Source organism: Cedecea sp. (assembly GCF_036500665.1).
In the GTDB taxonomy this organism is placed as follows: Bacteria; Pseudomonadota; Gammaproteobacteria; order Enterobacterales; family Enterobacteriaceae; genus Cedecea.
The window spans coordinates 44,973-71,065 of sequence record NZ_DASYBS010000009.1; the positions used below are offsets into that span (position 1 = coordinate 44,973).

Annotated in this window: 19 protein-coding genes; 15 read left to right on the top strand and 4 right to left on the bottom strand. The window is 53.3% G+C overall.

Features of this window, described 5'->3' with window-relative positions:
* Positions 1 to 33: 33 nt before the first annotated feature.
* From serS to VGM55_RS01130, 6 genes are all read left to right on the top strand, one after another.
* The gene (gene serS / locus VGM55_RS01105; protein ID WP_154185006.1) at positions 34 to 1,326 is read left to right on the top strand and encodes a serine--tRNA ligase; all 1,293 of its coding nucleotides are present in this window, start codon (positions 34 to 36) and stop codon (positions 1,324 to 1,326) included.
* A 345-nt stretch (positions 1,327 to 1,671) separates the two neighbouring features.
* Positions 1,672 to 4,113 carry a dimethylsulfoxide reductase subunit A gene (gene dmsA, locus VGM55_RS01110; RefSeq protein WP_154185005.1) on the top strand — a complete coding sequence of 814 codons (2,442 nt, stop codon included), beginning with the start codon at positions 1,672 to 1,674 and terminating at the stop codon, positions 4,111 to 4,113.
* Positions 4,114 to 4,123: 10 nt separating this feature from the next.
* Positions 4,124 to 4,741 (top strand): DMSO/selenate family reductase complex B subunit, encoded by a 618-nt coding sequence (locus VGM55_RS01115; protein ID WP_154185004.1) that lies wholly within the window; start codon positions 4,124 to 4,126, stop codon positions 4,739 to 4,741.
* A 1-nt stretch (position 4,742) separates the two neighbouring features.
* Entirely contained in the window at positions 4,743 to 5,603 is an 861-nt protein-coding gene (locus VGM55_RS01120) for a dimethyl sulfoxide reductase anchor subunit family protein (RefSeq protein WP_154185003.1), read from the top strand.
* Positions 5,604 to 5,898: 295 nt separating this feature from the next.
* The gene (locus VGM55_RS01125) at positions 5,899 to 7,041 is read left to right on the top strand and encodes an MFS transporter (RefSeq protein WP_331634326.1); all 1,143 of its coding nucleotides are present in this window, start codon (positions 5,899 to 5,901) and stop codon (positions 7,039 to 7,041) included.
* A 93-nt stretch (positions 7,042 to 7,134) separates the two neighbouring features.
* Positions 7,135 to 8,016 (top strand): LysR family transcriptional regulator, encoded by an 882-nt coding sequence (locus VGM55_RS01130; RefSeq protein ID WP_154185001.1) that lies wholly within the window; start codon positions 7,135 to 7,137, stop codon positions 8,014 to 8,016.
* Positions 8,017 to 8,053: 37 nt separating this feature from the next.
* Here VGM55_RS01130 and pflA read toward each other — a convergent pair whose 3' ends face one another.
* From pflA to ycaO, 4 genes are all read right to left on the bottom strand, one after another.
* Positions 8,054 to 8,794 (bottom strand): pyruvate formate lyase 1-activating protein, encoded by a 741-nt coding sequence (pflA, locus tag VGM55_RS01135; protein WP_154185000.1) that lies wholly within the window; start codon positions 8,792 to 8,794, stop codon positions 8,054 to 8,056.
* A 193-nt stretch (positions 8,795 to 8,987) separates the two neighbouring features.
* On the bottom strand, positions 8,988 to 11,270 hold the full coding sequence (gene pflB / locus VGM55_RS01140; RefSeq protein ID WP_331634327.1) for a formate C-acetyltransferase: 2,283 nt from the start codon (positions 11,268 to 11,270) through the stop codon (positions 8,988 to 8,990).
* Positions 11,271 to 11,321: 51 nt separating this feature from the next.
* Positions 11,322 to 12,179, bottom strand: coding sequence for a formate transporter FocA (gene focA, locus VGM55_RS01145; RefSeq protein WP_331634328.1), 858 nt, complete (start codon positions 12,177 to 12,179; stop codon positions 11,322 to 11,324).
* Positions 12,180 to 12,579: 400 nt separating this feature from the next.
* Positions 12,580 to 14,343: a 30S ribosomal protein S12 methylthiotransferase accessory factor YcaO gene (gene ycaO, locus VGM55_RS01150; RefSeq protein WP_154184998.1), complete on the bottom strand. Its 1,764-nt coding sequence runs from the start codon at positions 14,341 to 14,343 to the stop codon at positions 12,580 to 12,582.
* 136 nt (positions 14,344 to 14,479) lie between these two features.
* On the opposite strand from ycaO, the gene VGM55_RS01155 reads away from it, so the two are divergent.
* From VGM55_RS01155 to lpxK, 9 genes are all read left to right on the top strand, one after another.
* Entirely contained in the window at positions 14,480 to 15,172 is a 693-nt protein-coding gene (locus VGM55_RS01155; RefSeq protein WP_331634329.1) for a DUF421 domain-containing protein, read from the top strand.
* Between the two features lie 162 nt (positions 15,173 to 15,334).
* Positions 15,335 to 16,420: a 3-phosphoserine/phosphohydroxythreonine transaminase gene (gene serC / locus VGM55_RS01160; protein WP_154184996.1), complete on the top strand. Its 1,086-nt coding sequence runs from the start codon at positions 15,335 to 15,337 to the stop codon at positions 16,418 to 16,420.
* Between the two features lie 77 nt (positions 16,421 to 16,497).
* Positions 16,498 to 17,781, top strand: a complete 1,284-nt coding sequence (gene aroA, locus VGM55_RS01165; protein ID WP_154185425.1) for a 3-phosphoshikimate 1-carboxyvinyltransferase — start codon at positions 16,498 to 16,500, stop codon at positions 17,779 to 17,781.
* A gap of 193 nt (positions 17,782 to 17,974) precedes the next feature.
* Entirely contained in the window at positions 17,975 to 18,658 is a 684-nt protein-coding gene (gene cmk, locus VGM55_RS01170; RefSeq protein ID WP_154184995.1) for a (d)CMP kinase, read from the top strand.
* Positions 18,659 to 18,776: 118 nt separating this feature from the next.
* Positions 18,777 to 20,450 (top strand): 30S ribosomal protein S1, encoded by a 1,674-nt coding sequence (rpsA, locus tag VGM55_RS01175; RefSeq protein WP_154184994.1) that lies wholly within the window; start codon positions 18,777 to 18,779, stop codon positions 20,448 to 20,450.
* Positions 20,451 to 20,565: 115 nt separating this feature from the next.
* Positions 20,566 to 20,850, top strand: a complete 285-nt coding sequence (gene ihfB, locus VGM55_RS01180) for an integration host factor subunit beta (protein WP_008461182.1) — start codon at positions 20,566 to 20,568, stop codon at positions 20,848 to 20,850.
* A gap of 202 nt (positions 20,851 to 21,052) precedes the next feature.
* On the top strand, positions 21,053 to 23,320 hold the full coding sequence (locus VGM55_RS01185; RefSeq protein WP_331634331.1) for a ComEC family protein: 2,268 nt from the start codon (positions 21,053 to 21,055) through the stop codon (positions 23,318 to 23,320).
* A 37-nt stretch (positions 23,321 to 23,357) separates the two neighbouring features.
* Positions 23,358 to 25,106 carry a lipid A ABC transporter ATP-binding protein/permease MsbA gene (msbA, locus tag VGM55_RS01190; RefSeq protein WP_154184993.1) on the top strand — a complete coding sequence of 583 codons (1,749 nt, stop codon included), beginning with the start codon at positions 23,358 to 23,360 and terminating at the stop codon, positions 25,104 to 25,106.
* Positions 25,103 to 26,086: a tetraacyldisaccharide 4'-kinase gene (gene lpxK / locus VGM55_RS01195; protein ID WP_154184992.1), complete on the top strand. Its 984-nt coding sequence runs from the start codon at positions 25,103 to 25,105 to the stop codon at positions 26,084 to 26,086. The genes msbA and lpxK overlap by 4 nt, the downstream gene beginning before the upstream one ends.
* Positions 26,087 to 26,093: the final 7 nt, after the last annotated feature.

The following is a 26,093-nucleotide window of genomic DNA, read 5'->3' on the forward strand; positions in this document are numbered from 1 at the left end:
CTATAAATTCAATTCGATAAGCACAGGATAAGCATGCTCGATCCCAATCTGCTGCGTACAGAGCCAGACGCAGTCGCTGAAAAACTGGCACGCCGGGGCTTTAAGCTGGATGTAGAAACGCTGCGCTCTCTTGAAGAGCGTCGTAAAGTACTGCAGGTCAAAACGGAAAATCTGCAGGCTGAACGTAACTCGCGATCGAAATCCATCGGCCAGGCGAAAGCGCGCGGAGAAGACATTGAGCCGCTGCGCCTGCAGGTTAACCAGCTGGGCGAAGAGCTGGATGCAGCGAAAAACGAGCTTGATTCTCTGCTGGTGGAAATTCGCGATATCTCGCTGACCCTGCCAAACATTCCCGATGACTGCGTGCCGTTGGGCAAAGACGACAGCGAAAATGTTGAAATTAGCCGCTGGGGCGAGCCGCGCAAGTTTGATTTTGAAGTGCGCGACCACGTAACCCTGGGCGAAATGGCAAAAGGCCTCGACTTCGCTGCTGCCGTTAAACTGACCGGTTCCCGCTTTGTGGTGATGCAGGGGCAGGTGGCGCGTATGCATCGTGCGCTGACCCAGTTCATGCTGGATCTGCACACCGAGCAGCACGGTTACATGGAAAACTATGTCCCGTACCTGGTTAACCAGGACACGCTGTACGGTACTGGCCAATTGCCTAAATTTGGCGGTGACCTGTTCCATACTCGTCCGCTGGAAGAAGAAGCTGACAGCAGCAACTATGCGCTGATCCCAACCGCGGAAGTGCCGCTGACCAACCTGGTTCGCGATGAAATTATCGACGATGAATCCCTTCCACTGAAGCTTACCGCGCATACGCCGTGCTTCCGTTCCGAAGCGGGTTCTTATGGTCGCGATACCCGTGGTCTGATCCGTCAGCATCAGTTCGATAAAGTTGAGATGGTGCAGATCGTTCGCCCGGAAGACTCAATGGACGCGCTGGAAGAGTTGACCGGCCACGCTGAAAAAGTGCTTCGGCTGCTGGGCCTGCCATATCGTAAGGTGCTGCTGTGCAGCGGTGATATCGGTTTTGGTTCGGCTAAAACCTACGATCTGGAAGTCTGGTTACCCGCGCAGAATACCTACCGTGAAATCTCTTCCTGTTCAAACATGTGGGATTTCCAGGCGCGTCGTTTACAGGCACGCTGCCGCAGTAAGGCAGACAAGAAAACTCGCCTGGTTCACACTCTGAACGGTTCCGGTCTGGCGGTTGGCCGTACCCTGGTCGCGGTGCTGGAAAACTACCAGCAGGCCGATGGCCGTATTCAGGTGCCGGAAGCGCTGCGTCCGTACATGAATGGCCTGGAATACATCGGTTAATCCACCGTTTGTAACCCACCGAAAAAGCGCCTCAGGGCGCTTTTTTTATGCCCTAAGTCAGCGGCTTTTCGCCAACACCGCCTTTCTTGACACCAGACAATAACCCCTACTCCCAAAGAAGTATTATTGCACCCCGGAAAGCGGGTGATGATTGTTCAATTAAAACTTTAACCTAATCATCATTTGACGACCGTGATTCACAAGGCGTGACGCGGCCAGGTCAATCCTCCAAAAAATATTAACCGGACACCCCTTTCAACTTTAACTGCGCAGCGGTATGTGGGCTCTCAACCCGCGTCGCCGCTGTCAGCTTATTTTAACTGTGAGCAAAACAAGTAGGTCACTATGACTGATAAAACCCCTAACGCGATCCTCGCGGCAGAGGTCAGCCGTCGTAAGCTGGTCCAAACCACGGCAATCGGTGGTTTAGCTGCTGCAACTAGCGCCTTCTCGCTTCCCTTTTCCAGACTCGCTTTTGCCGCCCAGCCCGTTCATCCCGGCGGCGATGAGAAAGTGGTCTGGAGTGCCTGTACGGTAAACTGCGGTAGCCGCTGCCCACTGCGTATGCACGTGGTAGATGGCGAAATTAAATACGTCGAAACCGATAACACCGGTGATGATGATTACGAAGGTTTGCATCAGGTTCGTGCCTGCCTGCGTGGTCGTTCAATGCGCCGACGCGTCTACAATGCCGATCGCCTCAAGTACCCGATGAAGCGCGTAGGTGCGCGCGGCGAAGGGAAGTTTGAGCGCATCAGCTGGGACGAGGCGTTTGATACTATCGCCAACAGCATGAAAGGCATCATCAAAGAGTATGGCAATGAAGCTATCTACCTGAACTACGGTACGGGTACGCTGGGCGGAACTATGACGCGCTCCTGGCCACCGGGCTCCACGCTGATTGCCCGCCTGATGAATTGCTGCGGTGGTTATCTCAACCACTATGGTGACTATTCCACGGCGCAGATCGCGGCGGGTCTGAACTACACCTACGGTGGCTGGGCGGACGGGAATAGCCCGTCTGATATTGAAAACAGCAAGCTGGTGGTGCTGTTCGGCAATAATCCTGGCGAAACGCGCATGAGCGGCGGTGGGGTAACCTATTATCTCGAACAGGCTCGTCAAAAATCCAATGCGCGAATGATTATTATCGACCCGCGCTATACCGATACAGGCGCAGGGCGTGAAGATGAGTGGATCCCTATTCGCCCAGGCACCGATGCGGCGCTGATCTCCGCGCTGGCGTGGGTGATGATAAGCGAAGACCTCGTAGACCAGGCTTTCCTCGATAAATACTGCGTGGGCTATGATGAAAAAACGCTGCCGACGGACGCACCACGCAACGGGCATTATAAGGCTTACATTCTTGGTCAGGGGGCAGATGGCGTTGCTAAAACGCCGGAGTGGGCTTCGCAGATAACCGGGATCCCGGTCGACCGCATTATCAAGCTTGCAAGAGAGATTGGCAGCGCTAAACCGGCCTTTATCAGCCAGGGTTGGGGGCCGCAGCGTCACTCCAACGGCGAGCTGGTTTCCCGGGCCATCGCCATGCTTTCCATTCTGACCGGCAACGTCGGCATTCACGGGGGCAACAGCGGGGCACGTGAAGGCTCTTACGATCTGCCGTTTGTTCGTATGCCAACGCTGGACAATCCGGTTCAGACCAGTATCTCAATGTTTATGTGGACCGATGCCATCGAGCGTGGTGCGGAGATGACCGCTATCCGGGACGGTGTGCGCGGCAAAGATAAACTGGCTGTGCCAATCAAAATGGTCTGGAATTATGCCGGTAACTGCCTGATCAACCAGCATTCCCAGATCAACCGCACCCACGACATTCTGCAGGATGACAAGAAGTGCGAGATGATTGTGGTTATCGACAACCACATGACGTCCTCTGCGAAATACGCCGACATTCTTTTGCCGGACTGCACCGCTTCCGAGCAGATGGATTTCTGCCTTGATGCCTCCTGCGGCAACATGTCTTACGTGATTTTCGCCGAACAGGCGATCAAGCCGCGTTTTGAATGCAAGACCATCTATGAGATGACCACTGAGCTGGCGAAGCGCATGGGTGTGGAGCCACAGTTTACCGAAGGACGAACTCAGGAAGGTTGGATGCGTCACCTTTACGCTCAGTCTCAGGAGGCGATTCCAGAATTGCCGAGTTTTGAAGAGTTCCGCAAACAGGGAATGTTCAAAAAACGCGACCCGGAAGGGCACCACGTAGCCTACAAAGCCTTCCGCGGAGATCCGCACGCGAATCCGTTAACTACGCCGTCCGGCAAGATTGAAATCTACTCCGCGCAGCTGGCTGAGATTGCTGCCACCTGGGAACTGCCGGAAGGTGATGTTATCGATCCTCTGCCGGTGTATAGCGCCGGCTTCGAGAACGTTGGCGATCCGTTGGCGGAGAAATGGCCGCTGCAGATGACGGGCTTCCACTATAAAGCCCGCGCCCACTCAACGTACGGTAACGTCGACGTGCTGAAGGCCGCCTGCCGCCAGGAGATGTGGATTAACCCGCTTGATGCAAAACAGCGTGGCATCACCAATGGTGATGAGGTGCGTATTTTCAACGATCGCGGAGAGGTGCGTATTAGCGCAAAAGTCACGCCACGCATCATTCCTGGCGTTGTCGCCCTGGGAGAAGGGGCCTGGTACAGCCCGGATGCCAACAAAGTGGACAGAGCGGGCAGCATTAACGTGCTAACGACGCAGCGCCCGTCACCGCTGGCAAAAGGCAATCCATCCCACAGTAACCTGGTCCAGGTTGAAAAGGCGTAAGGAGCAGTAAATGACAACCCAATATGGCTTTTATATCGACTCCAGTCGCTGCACCGGCTGTAAAACCTGCGAACTGGCGTGTAAGGATTTTAAGAACCTGACCCCGGAAGTGAGCTATCGTCGCATTTATGAGTATGCGGGTGGCAACTGGCAGGAAGATAACGGCGTATTCCATCAGGATGTCTTCGCCTACTACCTTTCTATCTCCTGTAACCATTGTGAAGATCCGGCCTGTACCAAGGTCTGCCCAAGCGGCGCGATGCATAAGCGCGAAGATGGCTTCGTGGTGGTGAACGAAGACGTTTGTATCGGCTGCCGCTACTGCCATATGGCGTGTCCGTACGGTGCGCCTCAGTACAACGAAGAGAAAGGGCATATGACCAAGTGCGACGGCTGCTATGAGCGCGTTGCCGAAGGCAAAAAACCGATTTGCGTTGAGTCTTGCCCGCTACGGGCGCTGGACTTAGCGCCTGTCGATGAATTACGTAAAAAATACGGCACTCAGGCCGCTATTGCTCCGCTGCCTGCATCGCACTTCACAAAACCAAATATCGTGATTAAACCTAACGCCAACAGCCGCCCGAGTGGGGATACCAGCGGTTATCTGGCCAACCCGAAGGAGGTGTGAGATGGGAAACGGATGGCATGAATGGCCGCTGATGGTCTTTACGGTACTGGGCCAGTGCGTTGCCGGCGGGTTTATCGTTATGGCGCTGGCATTGCTGTACGGCGTGAACGACAGGGCGCTCCGCAGGCGCGCCGAGCTGATGATGGTGGTGCTCTGGATCCTGATGGGCGTCGGTTTCATCGCCTCGATACTACACTTAGGCTCGCCGCTGCGCGCCTTCAACTCCCTGAATCGCCTCGGCAGTTCGGCATTGAGTAATGAAATTGCCAGCGGCTCGGTATTCTTTGCCGTCGGCGGTTTCTGGTGGCTGTTGACCGTACTCGGCAAAATGCCCCAGGCGCTCAGCAAGGCCTGGGCCGTGGTGACTATGATTCTGGGCGTGGTATTTGTCTGGATGATGAGCCGGGTGTATTTAATCGATACGGTACCGACCTGGTTTAGCGTCTGGACGCCGATGAACTTCTTCCTGACGATGTTTATCGGCGGCCCGCTGCTTGGCTACCTGCTGCTGCGTGCGGCAGGCGTTAGCGGCTGGGGGATGCGTATCCTGCCGGTCATCACGCTGCTGGCGCTGCTGGTCAGCATGGTTGTTGTGCTGATGCAGGGGATGGAGCTGGCAACGCTGCACAGCTCCATTCAGCAGGCTTCTGCGCTGGTGCCGGAGTACGGCTCGCTGATGGCATGGCGGATGGTTCTGCTGGTCCTTGCTCTGGCCTGCTGGATTGCGCCGCAGCTGAAAGGATATCGTCCTGGCGTTGGGCTGTTGACGCTGGCGATGGCGTTTGTGCTTGCGGGCGAGCTAATGGGTCGGGGCGTGTTCTACGGGCTGCATATGACGGTTGGTGTGGCGATAGCGAGTTAACATTTCATTGCGTTATAAGCGCGTCTGCGGGCGCGCTTTTTCATGTTTCGGATAAGAAAATCTCACCTGAAGATCCATGAAATTTTTCATTGCTCATTTTGGCCTGCTTTTCGCTATATCGCATCAAAAACAGGGAGATACAATTTACGTGACCCCGGTCACTTATTAGCAGGATAAGTTTTTCAAATCGTCCCCGCCAAAACCCCGCTCACCCCCCATTATTGCTGGATTGACAATCAATTTGCCGGTGGCATGATGCGCACAAATTTGTTCACTTCCTCACGGCTCGACACCCATGACCATCTATACCCGTCCCGTATTGCTACTGCTTTGCGGGCTACTGCTGCTGACTCTGGCGATGGCGGTTTTAAACACGCTCGTCCCGCTTTGGCTGGCTCACGACAATCTTCCTACCTGGCAGGTCGGGATGGTGGGCTCTGCCTACTTCACCGGTAACCTGGTGGGCACGTTGATTACTGGGTGGGTGATTAAGCGTCACGGGTTTAACCGCAGTTACTATCTGGCTTCCGTTATCTTTGCCGTGGGCTGCGTTGGCCTCGGGCTGATGGTGGGGTTCTGGAGCTGGATGGCCTGGCGATTTGTCGCCGGCGTGGGCTGCGCGATGATTTGGGTAGTGGTCGAAAGCGCGTTGATGTGCAGCGGCACTTCCCGCACCCGCGGTCGCCTGCTGGCGGCTTACATGACCGTCTATTACATCGGGATGGTTGTCGGTCAGCTGATGGTGAGCAAGCTGTCCACCGAATTAATGAATGTTCTGCCATGGGCAACGGCGTTGGTGCTGGCGGCAATCCTTCCGCTGCTGTTTACCCATATCGTCAGCGATGGCGATGAACACCGTGACAATACCCCTGTCTGGCCAATGCTGCGCCAGGCTCGCCTGGGCATCAACGGCTGTATCATGTCCGGTATCGTGCTTGGTTCGCTGTACGGCCTGATGCCGCTGTATCTTAACCACCAGGGCGTTAGCGATTCCGGCATCGGTTTCTGGATGGCGCTGATGATCAGCGCAGGCATCGTTGGTCAATGGCCGATGGGCCGCCTGGCTGATAAATATGGCCGCCTGCTGGTGCTGCGCGTTCAGGTCTTTGTGGTGATCCTCGGCTGCCTGGCCATGCTCAGCAATGCCGCAATGGGACCTGCGCTGTTCGTCCTGGGCGCGTTTGGCTTCACGCTTTACCCGGTTGCGATGGCCTGGGCCTGTGAAAGAATTGAACGCCATCAGCTGGTCGCGATGAACCAGGCACTGTTACTGAGCTACACCATCGGCAGCCTGATTGGGCCAACGATTACCGCGCTGCTGATGCAGAACTATTCGGATAACGTGCTGTTTATCATGATGGCCGCGGTATCGTTTGTGTACCTGATGATGCTGCTGCGCAAAGCTGGCCAGCATCCTACGCCGGTGGCTCACGCCTGATACTGCTTTTTGCATCGTTTCCCTGACGTGTATTCCTGACTCGGAATACGCGTTTTTCTATGGGAAAATGGCCCCTTAATATAAGGGGAAACGATGAATACGGTTAACTTTACGCTGGCCCAAATTGAAGCTTTTGCCTGCGTTTGTGAATGCGGTACCCTCACAAAAGCGGCTAAAAAACTCAATAAAGACCGGACCACGGTCAGCCAGCTGCTGGATTACCTCGAAATCGATCTCGGCTACACGCTGTTCGATCGTTCCACCCGTCCTTTGACCTTAACCGAACCTGGGAAGTTGCTGTATCGCCAGGCCCGGTTATTTCTTCACGAAGCTCAGGCTTTCTCTGAAGTTGCGCGGCAAATGCCGGGCCAGATAGAGACTCGCCTGACGCTCTGCTATGACCCTTTCACGCCAAGAGATTTCTTACTGCGTCTGGTGGAAAAGCTTGCAGCCGAACAGATAACGCTCGATTTGCTGATGAGTGAACGCCCTGAAGCTGAAATCTGGCTGGATCAGGGCAGGGCGCATATCGGTATTTATCAGGCGCTAAATCGTTCGGTGAACGACAGGCTCCAGTGGCGTGCGGTGGGCAGCCTGGCATTGGCGGCATGCGCGAAGGTGGGCTTCTTTAAGACCAAACCGGTCTCACTCTTACGCCTTGCCGCCAGCACGCAGCTGATACCTTTTCGCGAGCTTCCTGATTCACTCGCACAGCGCATTCAAATTGCCGACCGCGTAATACGCGTTAACGAACTCTCTTTGCTGGAAAAGCGCCTGTGTGCCGGAGAAGGGTGGGCATTTTTACCGTTGCATTTTGATGTAGAAAACTGGCCGGGGGTTGAGCGGCTGGAGACAGAAGTCGGGGACCGTGGGCTAATGCATCCTGTGGTGGCGCTGTGGAAGCCTGGGCATATTGCTCCGTTACAACTGGAGAGGGTTATGGCGGCGATAGAGGCTGCCTGGCAAGAAGCGTAAAAGCCATGCTCCCACAGGCGGGAGCACTTAGCCGGGCTCAGTACATCACTTTGTGACCGTACTGCTCCAGAATGCCTTTCACGCGCTCCATCGTCTCTTTCTTAGGTGGATGAACGCCGTCCAGCTTGTACTCTTCACCCATCGCCACCCATTTGTGTTTGCCCAGCTCGTGATAAGGCAGCAGTTCTATCTTCTCAACGTTGCCCATATCGCGGGTGAACTCCCCAAGCCGATGCGCGGAGTCGTCATCGTCAGACCAGCCAGGTACGACCACGTAGCGGATCCACACTTTAATGTCTTTTTTCGACAGATATTGTGCGAACTCAAGGGTACGATGGTTTGATACGCCGACCAGGTTTTGGTGGATTTCGTCGTTCATTTGCTTCAGATCGAGCATGACCAGGTCAGTCACTTCCAGCAGCTCGTCAATTACCGGATCGTAGCGGCGAACAAACCCGTTCGTGTCGAGGCAGGTATGAATGCCTTCCTGGTGACAGGCGCGGAACCAGTCACGCACGAACTCTGCCTGCAGAATAGCCTCGCCGCCGGATGCGGTGACGCCGCCGCCTGAGGCATTCATAAAGTGGCGATAGGTGACGACTTCTTTCATGAGCTCTTCTACCGTCACTTCTTTGCCACCGTGGGTGTCCCAGGTGTCGCGGTTGTGGCAGTACAGGCAGCGCATCAGGCAGCCCTGGAAGAAGGTAATGAAGCGAATACCGGGGCCATCCACGGTACCACAGGATTCAAAAGAGTGAATTCGTCCGATTGCTGACATTGCGGTGATCTCTCCAGGTGTGGCCCGTCCAGGGCCTGTGTATGCACAGCTCAAGCCGGCTGTGTTAAGTCTGTTTTGGCAGTTACCCAGAGTATAGATAGCTGGCAAAGCAGGCTGGTAGCAGAGAGGTTAGTAAAAAGGCCCCACGGGTGTGGAGCCTTTATATATTACGCTTCTTCAGTCTAACAGGAAATTAGATGGACTGAGTGAAGGTACGGGTAATAACGTCCTGCTGCTGTTCTTTAGTCAGCGAGTTGAAGCGGACTGCGTAACCCGATACACGGATGGTGAGCTGAGGATATTTCTCAGGGTGTTCCATCGCATCCAGCAGCATTTCACGGTTCATGACGTTCACGTTCAGGTGCTGACCACCTTCGATGTTCGCTTCGTGGTGGAAGTAACCGTCCATCAGGCCTGCGAGGTTGGTTTTACGCACATCATCGTCTTTACCCAGCGCGTTTGGCACGATGGAGAAGGTATAAGAGATACCATCTTTCGCGTAGGCAAACGGCAGTTTAGCAACGGAGGTCAGAGAGGCAACGGCGCCTTTCTGGTCACGACCGTGCATTGGGTTAGCGCCTGGACCGAACGGAGTACCTGCGCGACGACCGTCTGGGGTGTTACCGGTTTTCTTACCATAAACCACGTTAGAGGTGATGGTCAGAACAGACTGGGTTGCGATGGCGCCACGGTAGGTGGTCAGTTTCTGAATTTTCTTCATGAAACGTTCTACCAGGTCAACGGCGATGTCATCTACGCGAGGATCGTTGTTACCGAACTGTGGATATTCACCTTCGATTTCGAAGTCGATAGCCAGACCGTCTTCGTCACGAATTGGTTTAACTTTCGCGTATTTGATTGCAGACAGGGAGTCAGCTGCAACGGACAGACCCGCGATACCACAAGCCATGGTGCGAACAACGTCACGGTCGTGCAGAGCCATCAGGGACGCTTCGTAGCTGTATTTATCATGCATGTAGTGAATGATGTTCAGCGCGGTAACGTACTGTTTAGCCAGCCAGTCCATGAAGTGATCCAGACGATCCAACACGTTGTCGTAGTCCAGAACGTCTGCGGTGATTGGCGCTTCTTTAGGACCAACCTGCATTTTCAGTTTTTCATCAACGCCGCCGTTGATGGCATACAGCATGGTTTTCGCCAGGTTTGCACGAGCACCGAAGAACTGCATTTGCTTACCAACGATCATTGGGCTTACGCAGCAAGCAATAGCGTAGTCATCGTTGTTGAAGTCAGGGCGCATCAGATCGTCATTCTCGTACTGCAGAGAAGAGGTATCGATGGAAACTTTAGCCGCGTATTTTTTGAAGTTCAGTGGCAGTTTTTCAGACCACAGAATGGTGATGTTTGGCTCCGGAGACGGCCCCATGGTGTACAGGGTGTTCAGGAAGCGGAAGCTGGATTTGGTGACCAGCGTACGGCCATCAACGCCCATACCGCCGATAGATTCTGTTGCCCAGATTGGGTCACCGGAGAACAGCTCATCATATTCAGGGGTACGCAGGAAGCGAACCATACGCAGTTTCATGACCAGATGGTCAATCATTTCCTGAGCCTGCAGTTCGTTGATTTTACCCGCTTTCAGGTCACGTTCGATATAGGCATCCAGGAAGGTGGATACGCGTCCGAAGGACATTGCCGCGCCGTTCTGAGATTTAACCGCAGCCAGGTAGCCGAAGTAAGTCCACTGAATAGCTTCCTGTGCGTTGGTAGCAGGGCCAGAGATATCGCAGCCATATTTAGCCGCCATTTCTTTGATTTGACCCAGCGCACGGTGCTGCTCGGAGATCTCTTCACGCAGACGGATAGTCGCTTCCAGGTCTTCACCGTTTTCCAGTTTGGTCTGCAGTGAGTTGAACTGAGCGAATTTGTCTTTCATCAGATAGTCGATACCGTACAGCGCAACGCGACGGTAGTCACCGATGATACGGCCACGGCCATAGGCATCTGGCAGACCGGTGATAACACCGGACTTACGGCAGTTCAGGATGTCTTTGGTGTAAACGTCAAACACGCCCTGGTTGTGAGTCTTACGGTATTCGGTGAAGATTTTTTTCAGCATTGGGTCGAGTTCACGACCGTATACTTTGCAAGAACCTTCAACCATTTTGATGCCACCGAACGGAATAATGGCACGTTTCAGAGGTGCATCGGTTTGCAGACCCACGATAGTTTCGAGGGACTTGTTGATGTAGCCCGCATCATGAGAAGTGATGGTTGAAGCCAGGTCGGTATCGAAGTCAACAGGCGCGTGAGTGCGGTTTTCCTGTTTAACGCCTTCCATCACGTTGTCCCACAGTTTGGTAGTTGCGTCGGTAGCACCTGCCAGGAAGGACTCGTCACCCTCATACGGGGTGTAGTTTTTCTGAATAAAGTCACGTACGTTGACTTCATTCTGCCAGTCGCCTTTAGCAAAACCTTCCCAGGCTGTGGCTAACTTTTCATTAAGCTCGGACATGTAACACCTACCTTCTAATGTGGAGTTCTTAAACCTACGTGTTGGCTAAACTTAGTGTTTATCGCCACCGCGCAGATAAATTACCCAGTATGTCAACCCAACCAGTAAACCTCCGCCGATGATGTTTCCGATAGTTACCGGAATCAGGTTATCGGTGATGAAGTTCAGCACGGTCAGATGCGAGAAACTTTCCGGAGAAGACCCTACGGCGGTCCAGAATTCCGGGCTGGCAAAATCACGAACCACGATGGCCATCGGGATCATGAACATGTTTGCGATGCTGTGCTCAAAGCCGCTGGCAACAAACATGGCAACCGGAAGGATCATAGCAAACATTTTGTCCATCAGGCTGCGGCCGGAGTAGCTCATCCAGACGGCGAGGCACACCATCAGGTTCGCCAGAATGCCGAGGCAGACGGCCTCAACAAACGTATGATGCATTTTATGGTCGGCGGTCTGCAGGACGTTCAGGCCCCAGGCACCGTTGGCTGTCATATACATGCCGGACAGCCAGATAAGAAGTACAAAGAGCAGGGCACCCACCAGGTTACCAATGTAGACATTAGCCCAGTTACGCAGTAACTGGCACCAGGTGATACGGCCGCTTGCTTTGGCTACGACTATCAACACGGTGGAGGTAAAGAGGTCTGCACCGCAGATAACGCAAAGAATTAAACCCAGTGAGAAGCAGGTGCCGCCAATCAGTTTGGCAATCCCGAAGGGGAGAGTGGATGTGCCCGTTGTGGCGGTGATGTAGAACACGAAGGCAATCGAAATGAAGACGCCTGCGGTAATCGCTAAGTAAAAGGTCGTTAGCGGTTGCTTGGTCGCTTTATAGACGCCAGCGTCTTCGGCAATTTTTGCCATCGCTGGTGGGAGTACTAGATCAAAAGGGTTGTCAGCTTTCACACTAACTCTCTCTTATTTAATTCGGCGAGGAGATACTAACAAAGCATTATAGAGTAAAAATTGATGTGGATCATATCTCGCCAAGCTAATAGGCACTGAAAAAGCAGGTCTTTATCTTTTTTTCAGCATAACTGATTGATTATCAATGAAAAAATAAATTTTAATATTTATAAGTAAAATTGAATTTAGCCCGTTCCTCGCACAAAAATGGTTAATTACAATGGGGTATTTTTATATTTTGATAACATTATTTCCGCTATCGATAAATAACTATTTACCCTAAGTTAACCAAAAGATTACATAGTAAAATATTATTGTTGCAATAATAAAATGGGGCGCAAAAGCGCCCCACAATATAGCTTAGGCCCGGTGCAGTGCGCACCTGTAAGTTGTCAGTAAATTACTTTACCTGCCAATATTTGGCTTTGGCACGCTGTAATTTTTCGTAAGCCTGCAACAAAGCCTGATGCGCCGGGAAGGCTTTCAGCTCTTTATCTACGGGCTGCAGACCATAAAACGCGGCTTCTCCGCTCATTGCTGCGCTGGCCGCATCCACCGCGTCCGCGCCATACATACGTACAAAAGCATTCAGGTATTGCAGCGGTTGGCGCTCTTCTTCCTGTGACAGTAGCAGTAGGGTTTGCAGGCAACGGTAGTAGTTGGCGCGTTCCGGGCTAAAGATTGAAGCGTTAAACTCCATGGTCCATTCGGTCCAGATAAGCGCTTGCTCCAGGTCACCACCGGCAAGCGCCAGCATGGCTTTCAGTTCACCAATGCGCAGCGTATACCAGCCGTTGTCTTTGCCGGTTGCCAGGCCCAGCAGCTCACGTACGCGGGTGAAATCGTCGTGCCCTTCGTCGTCAAGTTGAGAAATCAGGTCAAGGTAGTCCTGCTGTTCCCATTCGCTGTCCGGCAGCGCCAGGATAGTTTCACGCAGATGGCTACCCATGCTGTTGTTGGCCAGCAGCAGGTCGTCAGCAGGGTAAATGTCAGACATGCCAGGCACGATAATACGGCAGGCGTAAACATCCAGATGCTCGTAGTCGGCGATATACACTTCTTTATCTTCAGACTGGAAGATAGCCATTAATGTCGCGAACTCTTCTTCTGTTGTACCGGCGAAGCTCCAGTCGGCAAACGGGTAATCCGCATCTTGCTTGAACATATCCCAGGAGATCAGGCCGCTGGAATCGATGAAGTGAGTTTCCAGGTTAGCGTGTTCAGCCACCTCTTCGTCATCGAAGGTTGGCGGGGTAAATACGTCCAGATCTTTCAGGCCACGTCCCTGCAGCAGTTCGGTAACGGTACGCTCCAGCGCCACGCCAAAATCAGGGTGTGCGCCAAACGACGCAAAACAGGTCCCGTTTGCCGGGTTAAACAGCACCACGCAGATAACCGGATATTTGCCGCCCAGGGAGCCGTCATAAGCGAAAATTGGGAAACCTTCTGCTTCAAGCGTTTTAATGGACTCCACCACGCCAGGATAACGTGCCAGCACCTCTTGCGGGATCTCAGGCAGGCTAATGCTTTCGGCGATAATGCGGTTTTTGATGTGACGCTCAAAGACTTCTGAAAGCCCCTGAACGCGGGCTTCGTTAGCGGTATTACCTGCAGACATGCCGTTGGAAACATACAGGTTACCGACGATGTTCATTGGAATATAAACGGTCTGCAGATCTGACTGGCGGGTAAACGGCAGGGCGCAAATACCACGCTCTTCGTTTCCGGACTGGAGGTCGATCAGCATGCCTGCGCTTAATTCATTTTCTGGATCGTAGAACGCGCGCAGACGGTCGTCGAGGATACCTTCTGGCAGTTGTTCATCTTCCGGCAGAGAGAACCACTTCTCATTTGGGTAATGAACAAACGGGCCATTAGCGATGGTATCACCCAGCCAAAAGTCAGCGAAGAAATAGTTAGTCGACAGACGTTCAAAATATTCACCCAGCGCGGATGCCAGCGCGGCTTTTTTGGTTGCGCCTTTGCCGTTGGTGAAGCACAGAGCGCTGTCTTTGTCGCGAATATGCACTGACCAAACGTTCGGTACCGGGTTAAGCCAGGAGGCTTCTTCGATATTGAAACCGAGGTCGGTCAGCTTTTTCTGGAAGCGAGCGATGGAGTCTTCCAGGGCGGCATCTTTGCCAGGGATAAATGTCTGAGTCATGGGGTTCACTTTAGTGGTACGCAAAACGCGCAATGATACGGGTTTTACCGGGAGGACGCCATTATCCACCCGGCGCAGGCGACGCTAGCATAACAGGCTATGCTTAATTACAGTAACTCCCTGTTATGGTGGAAAAATGAAGGCTTTTGACCTGCAGCGTATGGCGTTTGATGAAGTCCCCCCCGATTTTTTGTGGGAGGTTGTCCTCCGTAGCCTTTTTACCTTTGTGCTTGTCTTTCTGTTTCTGAAGGTGACCGGCCGGCGGGGTGTGCGACAAATGTCGCTCTTTGAAGTGCTGATTATTCTGACGTTGGGCTCTGCCGCGGGGGACGTTGCTTTCTATCACAATGTGCCGATGTTGCCCGTGTTGGTGGTCTTTCTGACCTTGGCTGGCCTGTATCGTCTGGTGATGTGGCTGATGGCACATAGCGAAAGGCTGGAAAACCTGCTTGAGGGTAAGCCCACGATCATTATTGAGGGCGGGGAGTTCGCGTGGGAGAAGATGCGGGCGCAAAACATCACCGAGTTTGAATTCTTTATGGAGCTCAGAGTGCACGGCGTCGAGCACCTTGGGCAGGTCAGGCTAGCGATACTTGAAACCAACGGTGAGATTAGTCTTTATTATTACCCCGACGAAGAGGTAAGACCCGGGCTGCCTATTTTACCGGGCGGCTGCGTTGAGCATTTCACCACCGCGCCGCGAAAGGGGGAGTATGCTTGCATACGCTGCAGCGAAGTGGTGACACTGAACGCCGGCGACCGACATCGATGCCCTCGCTGTCATCACGCAGGATGGGCCAAAGCCAGTACTGCCTGCCGCATCACCTGACCGCCAGATATCGGGCAGTTTTTTCCACCGTCGGTAGATTGTGTTGTGTGATTTTGCGCACATTACCCCCCTGCACGGGATTAACCGTTGCAACACTGCGCCGCTGAATGATAAAACCGATGATGTAATAAAAACTTATTGCTCGAGGCGTGGTGAGGGGAAATGACACAGGTATACAATTTTAGTTCTGGTCCGGCAATGTTACCGGCTGAGGTACTTCGTCGTGCACAACAGGAGTTGTGCGACTGGCACGGTTTGGGCACTTCCGTAATGGAAATTAGCCACCGTGGTAAAGAGTTTATTCAGGTCGCAGAAGAGGCGGAAAAAGATTTTCGCGATCTGCTGCAAATCCCCTCCAACTATAAAGTTTTATTCTGCCATGGCGGTGGTCGCGGCCAGTTTGCCGGCGTGCCGCTGAATATCCTCGGGGACAAAACCAGCGCTGACTATATCGACGGTGGCTACTGGGCAAACAGTGCAATAAAAGAAGCGAAAAAATACTGTCAGCCAATCGCCCACGATGTGAAAATTACCGTTGACGGCAAACGCGCCATTAAACCAATGAGCGAGTGGCAAGTGTCTGACAACAGTGCTTTCTTGCACTACTGCCCGAATGAGACCATCGACGGCATCTCCATCGACGAAACCCCTGATTTTGGCGATATCGTTGTTGCCGCGGACTTCTCTTCCACTATTCTGTCACGCCCTATCGACGTTAGCCGTTTTGGTGTGATCTATGCAGGTGCGCAGAAAAACATTGGCCCTGCTGGCCTGACGCTGGTTGTGGTACGTGAAGATCTGCTGGGCAAAGCCCATAAAGCGTGCCCGTCAATCATCGATTACACCGTTTTGAACGACAATGATTCGATGTTTAATACGCCGCCAACGTTTGCATGGTATCTGTCGGGGCTGGTGTTTAAATGGCTGAAAGAGCAGGGTGGCGTAGCCGCTATGGATCGTATCAACCAGGCCAAAGCTGAGTTGCTGTACGGCGTGATTGATAACAGTGATTTTTATCGTAACGACGTAGCTGCGTCGAACCGCTCTCGTATGAATGTGCCGTTCCAGCTGGCAGATAGCGCGCTGGATAAAGTATTCCTTGAAGAGTCCTTCGCTGCAGGCCTGCACTCGTTGAAAGGTCACCGCGTTGTTGGCGGTATGCGTGCATCAATTTATAACGCTATGCCGCTTGATGGCGTGAAAGCGCTGACCGACTTTATGGTGGACTTCGAGCGTCGTCACGGTTAACAACTACACCTGTACTTCGCCCCGCGGCCCGTCTGCGGGGTTTTTATTCTGTTTGAGTTGAGAGTATTTTTCCCATGCTGGAATCCCTGACGTTACAACCCATCGCGCTGGTCAACGGCACCATCAATCTGCCAGGTTCAAAAAGCGTGTCCAACCGTGCTTTGCTGTTGGCGGCGCTTGCCAAAGGTACGACTGTGCTGACCAATCTGTTGGATAGCGATGATGTCCGCCATATGCTTAATGCCCTGAAGGCGCTGGGCGTTAGCTATACGCTTTCGGCGGATCGTACCCGTTGTGAGGTCACCGGCGTGGCCGGGCCGCTGCAGGCAAAAGGCGACCTTGAGCTGTTTTTAGGCAATGCAGGTACCGCTATGCGTCCGTTGGCTGCCGCATTGTGCCTTGGCAGTAATAACATTGTCCTGACCGGTGAGCCGCGCATGAAAGAGCGTCCTATCGGCCACCTGGTGGATGCGCTGCGTCAGGGCGGGGCGCAGATCGAATATCTGGAACAGGAAAACTATCCGCCGTTGCGTCTGCGCGGTGGTTTCAGCGGTGGCAAGGTTGAAGTGGACGGCAGCGTTTCCAGCCAGTTCCTTACTGCGCTATTAATGACCGCGCCGCTGGCAGGGAGCGATACCGAAATCACCATTAAAGGTGAGCTGGTCTCCAAACCTTATATCGACATCACGCTGCACCTGATGAAAACCTTCGGCGTTGAGGTGGAAAACCGCGACTACCGCAGTTTTGTCATTCGCGGCGCACAGCAGTACCAGTCCCCGGGCGCTTACCTGGTAGAAGGTGATGCCTCTTCTGCTTCCTACTTCCTGGCTGCCGGGGCGATTAAAGGCGGCGTTGTGAAAGTGACCGGCATTGGCCGTAACAGCGTTCAGGGCGATATCCGTTTTGCGGACGTACTGGAAAAGATGGGGGCGAAAGTGACCTGGGGCGATGACTTCATTAGCTGCGAGCGCGGCGAGCTGAACGCCATCGATATGGACATGAACCATATCCCGGATGCGGCGATGACCATTGCTACCGCGGCACTGTTCGCCAAAGGCACGACCACTTTGCGCAATATCTATAACTGGCGCGTAAAAGAGACCGACCGTCTGAGCGCGATGGCCACTGAACTGCGCAAAGTGGGGGCCGAAGTGGAAGAGGGTGAAGACTACATCACCGTTACGCCACCGGCTAAACTGACGTTTGCCGAAATCGGTACCTACAACGATCACCGCATGGCGATGTGCTTCTCGCTGGTGGCGCTGTCCGATACGCCGGTCACCATTCTCGACCCAGGCTGTACCGCGAAAACCTTCCCGGACTACTTCGAGCAACTGGCGCGCATTAGCACTCAGGCATAACGCATGATGAAACCGCATCGCCCGATGCGGTTTTTCTTTTTCCCTACGATTCCTTACAACGCACGTTGCGCAATTCTTCTACACTCAGCCTGATTCCCGAGGATATTTGCCCGGAAAGATAACAGTCCTGGCGGTTGCGGCGTATAATGCGCGGCGTTTACCACCCGCGAATCCAGCGATAGAGGAGAAAACGATGACGGCATCCGCCCCGGTAATAACGATTGATGGCCCAAGTGGCGCCGGTAAAGGCACACTCTGCAAGGCCATGGCCGAAGCGCTGCAGTGGCATCTGCTGGACTCTGGTGCAATTTATCGCGTCCTGGCGCTTGCTGCGCTGCATCATCACGTAGACGTCGCTTCGGAAGACGCGCTGGTTCCTCTTGCTGCACATCTGGACGTCCGTTTTGTTTCCACCAACGGGAATCTGGAAGTGATCCTGGAAGGGGAAGATGTGAGCGGTGAAATCCGCACTCAGGACGTGGCAAATGCCGCCTCTCAGGTCGCAGCGTTCCCACGTGTCCGCGAAGCTCTGCTGCGTCGCCAGCGTGCTTTCCGCGAAGCGCCGGGCCTGATTGCCGATGGCCGTGATATGGGGACCGTTGTGTTCCCGGACGCGCCGGTGAAAATTTTCCTTGATGCCTCCTCTGAAGAGCGTGCGCACAGGCGTATGCTACAGTTGCAGGAGAAGGGCTTTAGTGTTAACTTTGAACGCCTTTTGGCCGAGATAAAGGAACGCGACGATCGCGACCGCAATCGGTCCGTAGCGCCGCTGGTACCCGCTGCCGATGCTTTAGTGCTGGATTCCACCAGTATGAGTATTGAGCAAGTGATTGAAAAAGCGCTACAATACGCCCGCGAAAAGCTGGTGCTCGCTTGAGATAGCGACCAAATTTCGAAGTACCTGCTGCAATGGAATGTGAGCAGGCATGTGAAACAACCCCATCCGACATGAAGTCAGATGGACGTTAAATTGAAGAATCCTGAAGATTATCAATATGACAGAATCTTTTGCTCAACTATTTGAAGAATCCCTCAAAACAATCGAAACCCGTCCGGGTTCCATCGTTCGCGGTGTTGTTGTTGCTATCGACAAAGACGTAGTACTGGTTGACGCCGGTCTGAAATCTGAGTCCGCCATTCCGGCAGAGCAGTTCAAAAACGCCCAGGGCGAGCTGGAAATTCAGGTTGGTGACGAAGTTGACGTTGCGCTGGACGCAGTAGAAGACGGCTTCGGTGAAACCCTGCTGTCCCGTGAAAAAGCTAAACGTCACGAAGCTTGGATCACGCTGGAAAAAGCTTACGAAGAAGCTGAAACTGTGGTCGGTGTTATCAACGGCAAAGTTAAAGGTGGCTTCACTGTTGAGCTGAACGGTATTCGTGCGTTCCTGCCAGGTTCCCTGGTTGACGTTCGTCCAGTTCGCGACACCCTGCACCTGGAAGGCAAAGAGCTTGAGTTCAAAGTTATCAAGCTTGACCAGAAGCGCAACAACGTTGTTGTTTCCCGTCGTGCGGTAATCGAGTCTGAGAACAGCGCAGAGCGCGATCAGCTGCTTGAAAACCTGCAAGAAGGCATGGAAGTTAAAGGTATCGTTAAGAACCTCACTGACTACGGCGCATTCGTTGACCTGGGTGGCGTTGATGGCCTGCTGCACATCACCGATATGGCATGGAAACGCGTTAAGCATCCAAGCGAAATCGTGAATGTTGGCGACGAAATCACTGTTAAAGTGCTGAAGTTCGACCGCGAACGTACTCGTGTATCCCTCGGCCTGAAACAGCTGGGCGAAGATCCATGGGTAGCTATCGCTAAGCGTTATCCAGAAGGTACCAAACTGACTGGTCGCGTGACCAACCTGACCGACTACGGCTGCTTCGTTGAAATCGAAGAAGGCGTTGAAGGCCTGGTTCACGTTTCCGAAATGGATTGGACCAACAAAAACATCCACCCATCCAAAGTTGTTAACGTTGGTGATGTAGTGGAAGTTATGGTTCTGGATATCGACGAAGAACGTCGTCGTATCTCCCTGGGTCTGAAGCAGTGCAAAAACAACCCATGGCAGCAGTTCGCTGAGACCCACAACAAAGGCGACCGCGTTGAAGGTAAAATCAAGTCTATCACTGACTTCGGTATCTTCATCGGCCTGGACGGCGGCATCGACGGCCTGGTTCACCTGTCTGACATCTCCTGGAACGTTGCAGGCGAAGAAGCAGTTCGTGAATACAAAAAAGGCGACGAAATTGCAGCTGTTGTTCTGCAGGTTGACGCAGAGCGTGAGCGTATCTCCCTGGGCGTTAAACAGCTCGCAGAAGATCCGTTCAACAACTACGTTGCGCTGAACAAGAAAGGTACTATCGTTACTGGTAAAGTAACGGCAGTTGACGCGAAAGGTGCTACAGTTGAATTAGCAGATGGCGTAGAAGGCTACCTGCGTGCTTCTGAAGCTTCCCGTGACCGCGTTGAAGATGCAACTCTGGTTCTGAACGTTGGCGACGACGTTGAAGCTAAATTCACCGGCGTTGATCGTAAAAACCGTGTTGTGAGCCTGTCTGTTCGTGCTAAAGACGAAGCTGACGAGAAAGATGCAATTGCGACTGTTAACAACAAACAGGAAGAAGGCAACTTCTCTAACGCAATGGCTGAAGCATTCAAAGCAGCTAAAGGCGAGTAATCGTCCGAGCGTTGTATCCCGGCTTCTGCCAGGGTATAAAATCAGGGCGGCTTCGGCCGCCCTTGTTCGATTGAGAGCTGTAAGCTAATTTTCCTGAATGGAAACCGGAGGAATCATGACCAAGTCAGAATTGATCGAAAGACTTGCAACCCAGCAATCTCACATCCCTGCGAAAGCGGTAGAAGATGCGGTGAAAGAAATGCTGGAGCATATGGCCTCTACGCTCGCCGAGGGTGAACGTATTGAAATCCGGGGTTTCGGCAGTTTCTCCTTACACTATCGCGCTCCTCGCACCGGACGTAACCCCAAAACCGGCGACAAAGTGGATCTGGAAGGTAAATACGTTCCGCACTTTAAGCCAGGCAAAGAGTTGCGTGACCGCGCCAATATTTATGGTTAATTCTTCGGAGTTAACAAAAATGGCACCTCAAATGAGGTGCCATTTTTTTTTCCTTTCCCACTGTTTTTGCGAGCCGTTTCTAAAGCGGGAACGCAACGTTGCTTACCTGGTTCAATGTTGCCCAGTACATCTCGTGTTCTCGTGATAACTTTCTGATTCTACAACAAGACTGGTGCACACTGCCTGTAACAAGGAGGTGGGTGTGTTTTCAATACCGGCTGTGGCCAGCGCTATTATGCTTAGTTCTCTCCCACTGTTATGGTTACCAATTATTCCGGAAAGAAATGGCATTCTGCTGCTTCTGGCCACTGCGCTGGCGCTGGCCGGATTTTTGGGGCACGTACGCTGGGTGCGGTATCTGGTGCTGTGCCTTTTATTCCTGAGCTGGAGCCTTCTGGCCGCGCGGCAAATGCTGGACGCGTTGGCTGACGTTGGGCAAAAACCGCTGACTGCCCAGGTGAAAGTTACGCGCAGTGACGGTGAAAAGCGGCACGAGCTACAGATAGTGAAGCTGAACCAGCATTATCTGTTTCCTGCTCCGGGCGTGGTATTAAGAAATAGCGTTTTGCCTGAGCCCGTCTGCGAAGGGCAGATCTGGCAGATGACGCTAAGACTTCGCCCAGTACATGCTCAGCTGAATGAGGGGAGTTTTGATGGGCAGCGTTACGCGCTTTCACAGCTTCTGCCGTTTAACGGCAGCGTACAGAACGCCAGTCTATTATCAGATCGCTGTAATCTTCGTGGGAAATGGCTACAGCGAGCCAAAAATGCCACCGCACACCTTCCATGGCAGGGGGTCATTATTGCTCTGGGGTTTGGCGAGCGGATTGACGTTAGCGATGATGTCAAAAAAATTATGCGTGACACCGGTACCGCGCATCTCATGGCAATTTCTGGACTGCATATTGCGTTGGCCGGAGGCATTGGCTGGCTGTTTGCGCGGGCGTTACAGTTTTGTCTACCGACCTTCCTGATCGGCTATCGTTTTCCCCTGTTGATGAGCTTTAGCATCGCGCTATTTTATACCTGGCTGTCGGGCATGAACCCTCCTGCCGTAAGAACACTGGTCGGTATGGGGATCTGGATGGTGCTACGCCTTAGCGGCAGAAAGTGGCCCTCGTGGGAAGTCCTGCTTTGCTGTGTGGCCGGCATTGTGTTTAGTGAACCGCTGGCTATTTTGGCGGAGAGTCTTTGGCTATCCGCTCTTGCGGTGTGCGGGCTTATCTTTTGGTATCAGTGGGTGCCGCTGCCGCGTATGGGCATCCATCGCTGGTTTCGGCCTTTTATCGATCTGCTTTACCTGCAAACGGGCGTCACGTTACTGCTTATTCCGCTTCAGGTGGTGTTATTTCACGGCGTAAGCTTGACCTCGCTGGCAGCAAATCTCTTCGCCGTGCCGTTGATTACGTTCGTTAGCGTTCCTTTGATACTGGCCGGCATGGTATTTGGGGAGTTACCGGGTATTGGCGAGTGGATTTGGTCTCTGGCGGATAAATCTCTGGCAGGCGTATTTGCACTATTGGCCAACTTACCGCAAGGCTGGAGGGAGGTGGATCGCCGCTATCAGTTTTTGGCGTTCATTGCCTGGTGGGCCGTGATTGTCTGGCGAGGCGGGTTTTGGCGAAGTTCTCCTTCAGCGGTTACGGCGGTGTTGCTTTTGATGATATTCCCTTTCTGGCGTAAACCGGCTATCAATAGCTGGGCCGTCCATATGCTTGATGTCGGGCATGGGCTTGCGGTTGTTATCGAACGAGAAGGGAAAGCATTACTTTACGATACGGGAAATGCATGGCCTGGTGGTGATGCGGCAAGAACCGTGATTATTCCGTGGTTAAAATGGCGTAACCTGCAGCCTGAACAGGTTATTGTCAGCCACGAACATCTTGACCATATCGGTGGCTTAAAAAGCCTTAAGCAGCAGTGGCCCGTGCTGAGCATCCGTAGCCCTCTGCACTGGGAAGGGCATGAACCGTGCTTTCGTGGCCAGCAATGGCAATGGCAGAACATTCAATTTGATGTGCTGTGGCCACCGGAAGAGCACGAAGGTAAAGGGAACAATCGCTCTTGCGTAGTCAAGGTAAGCAAAGGGGGTTTTAGTCTGTTACTGAGTGGCGATATGGAAGCGAGCGCGGAATTAGCTATGCTGAGAGGGCGCTGGCAGGTCGTACAAGCCGATGTTTTGCAGGTTCCTCACCACGGTAGCCGAACATCATCCAGCGGCCCACTGCTACGAGCCGTCTCCGGCAGCGTGGCGCTGGCTTCGACGTCGCGCTATAACGCCTGGCGGCTGCCGTCCCCAAAGATTATCGACCATTATCGGAAATACGGTTATCAATGGTACGACACCGCGCAGTCCGGGCAGCTGACGATTGAAATAAAGGGTGATAAATGGCAAATCTCTGGCTTCAGAGAGCAAATATTGCCCCGTTGGTATCATCAGTGGTTTGGCGTCACCCGCGATAATGGGTAGAATATGCGGCTATTTCATAAAAGGCTGGTTCGACTTAATGCAGAACGATAAAGATCTCTCCACGTGGCAGACTTTCCGCCGGCTCTGGCCGATGATTTCCCCATTTAGAACGGGTCTGATTGTGGCTGGGATAGCGTTAATCCTCAATGCTGCGAGCGATACCTACATGCTTTCGCTGCTGAAACCATTACTGGATGATGGTTTTGGGAAAACGGACTCGTCGGTGCTGTTGTGGATGCCACTGGCCGTTATTGCCCTGATGGTACTGCGCGGCATCACAAGCTATGTCTCCAGCTACTGTATTTCATGGGTGTCAGGGATGGTGGTAATGAACATGCGTCGTCGCCTGTTCAGCCACATGATGGGAATGCCGGTCGCTTTCTTCGATCAGCAGTCAACGGGTACGCTGCTTTCACGTATTACCTACGATTCTGAGCAGGTTGCTTCTTCATCCTCAAGCGCGTTGATAACCGTGGTGCGTGAAGGCGCCTCTATCATCGGCCTGTTTGTGTTGATGTTCTGGTACAGCTGGCAGCTGTCGGTTATTTTGATTGTGCTGGCCCCCATCGTCTCATTTGCGATTCGCTTTGTTTCTAAGCGCTTCCGCAATATCAGTAAAAATATGCAGAACACCATGGGGCAGGTGACAACCAGCGCTGAGCAGATGCTCAAGGGGCATAAAGAAGTGCTCATCTTCGGCGGCCAGCAGGTGGAAACCGATCGCTTCGACAAGGTTAGCAACCGCATGCGTAACCAGGGGATGAAACTGGTTTCTGCGTCCTCTATTTCTGACCCTATTATTCAGCTAATTGCCTCCTTTGCGTTGGCCTTCGTGCTGTATGCCGCAAGTTTCCCAAGCGTAATGGAAACGCTCACCGCGGGGACGATTACGGTTGTCTTCTCTTCCATGATCGCGCTGATGCGCCCGCTGAAGTCGCTGACCAACGTTAACGCTCAGTTCCAGCGTGGGATGGCCGCCTGCCAGACGCTGTTCTCTATTCTCGATTCCGAGCAGGAAAAAGACAGCGGCAAACAGGTCATTGAGCGTTCTAAAGGCGATGTTGAATTCCGTAATGTCACCTTTACTTATCCGGGGCGTGATGTTCCTGCGCTGCGCGACATCAATCTGACCATTCCAGCCGGTAAGACCGTTGCTCTGGTCGGACGCTCAGGTTCCGGTAAATCGACCATCGCCAGCCTGATCACACGTTTTTACGAGCAGGAAAAGGGCGAGATTCTGGTTGATGGCCAGGATATTCGCGACTATACCCTTGCCTCGCTGCGTAACCAGGTTGCGCTGGTCTCCCAGAATGTTCACTTGTTCAACGACACCATTGCCAACAATATCGCCTACGCTCGTACCGAGCAGTATTCTCGCGAAGATATCGAAAAAGCCGCACGTATGGCCTACGCCATGGACTTCATCAGCAAGATGGATGACGGCCTTGATACGATGATCGGTGAAAACGGTGTGCTGCTCTCCGGCGGCCAGCGTCAGCGTATCGCTATTGCTCGCGCGCTGCTGCGCGATAGCCCGATTCTGATCCTCGATGAGGCGACTTCTGCGCTCGATACCGAATCAGAACGCGCTATTCAGGCCGCTCTGGATGAACTGCAGAAAAACCGCACCTCGCTGGTTATCGCCCACCGTCTGTCGACTATCGAGCAGGCTGACGAAATCGTGGTGGTGGAAGATGGCCGCATCGTTGAGCGTGGTCCTCACCAGGAGCTGCTGGCTCATCGCGGGGTTTACGCCCAGCTGCATAAGATGCAATTCGGCGAATGATAGCGCGTATCTGGTCGGGAAAATCACCTCTCTACCTGCTGCTGCTGCCGCTTTCCTGGCTATATGGCCTGGTCAGCGGCGCTATTCGTCTGTCTTATCACTTAGGCTTGCGCACCGCCTGGCGCGCTCCGGTGCCTGTCGTTGTGGTTGGGAACCTGACGGCTGGCGGCAACGGAAAAACGCCGGTGGTTATCTGGCTTGTTGAGCAACTGCAGCAGCGCGGTGTTCGCGTTGGTGTAGTCTCTCGCGGCTATGGCGGAAAAGCGGCCTCTTATCCTCTGTTGCTTAATGCGCAAACCACGCCTTCTGAAGCTGGAGATGAGCCTGTACTGATCTTTCAGCGTACTGGTGCGCCTGTCGCCGTCGCGCCCAAACGCAGTGATGCCGTTAAAGCCCTGATACAGGCAACGGCTCCACAAATTATCATCACCGACGATGGCCTGCAGCATTATGCTCTGGCACGCGATAAAGAAATCGTTGTTGTCGATGGCGTGCGTCGTTTCGGTAACGGCTGGTGGTTACCCGCAGGCCCTATGCGCGAGAGAGCAGGGCGTCTGCGCAGCGTGGATGCGGTTATCGTTAACGGCGGTGAACCTCAGGTCGGTGAAATTGCAATGCGTCTTGAGCCAGGGCTTGCGGTTAACTTACTCAGCGGCGAGCGCCGCCCGGTGACGGATTTTACCAACGTTGTCGCAATGGCCGGTATTGGCCATCCGCCGCGCTTTTTTGCCACGCTCGAGCAGTGCGGCATCACACCGATGGAAACCGTTGCGCTTGCCGATCATCAGGCGATTACCGAGCTGGATATGCTGAATATCTCCGACTCTGAGCAAACGGTACTGATGACGGAAAAAGATGCGGTGAAATGCCGTGCGTTTGCAGAGGGGCATACAAACTGGTGGTATCTGCCGGTGGATGCGCAGCTCGCTTCGCCACTGGCTGAAACGCTGCTTAAGGAGTTACTGGGTCTGGTGCGTTAGCTCTGGC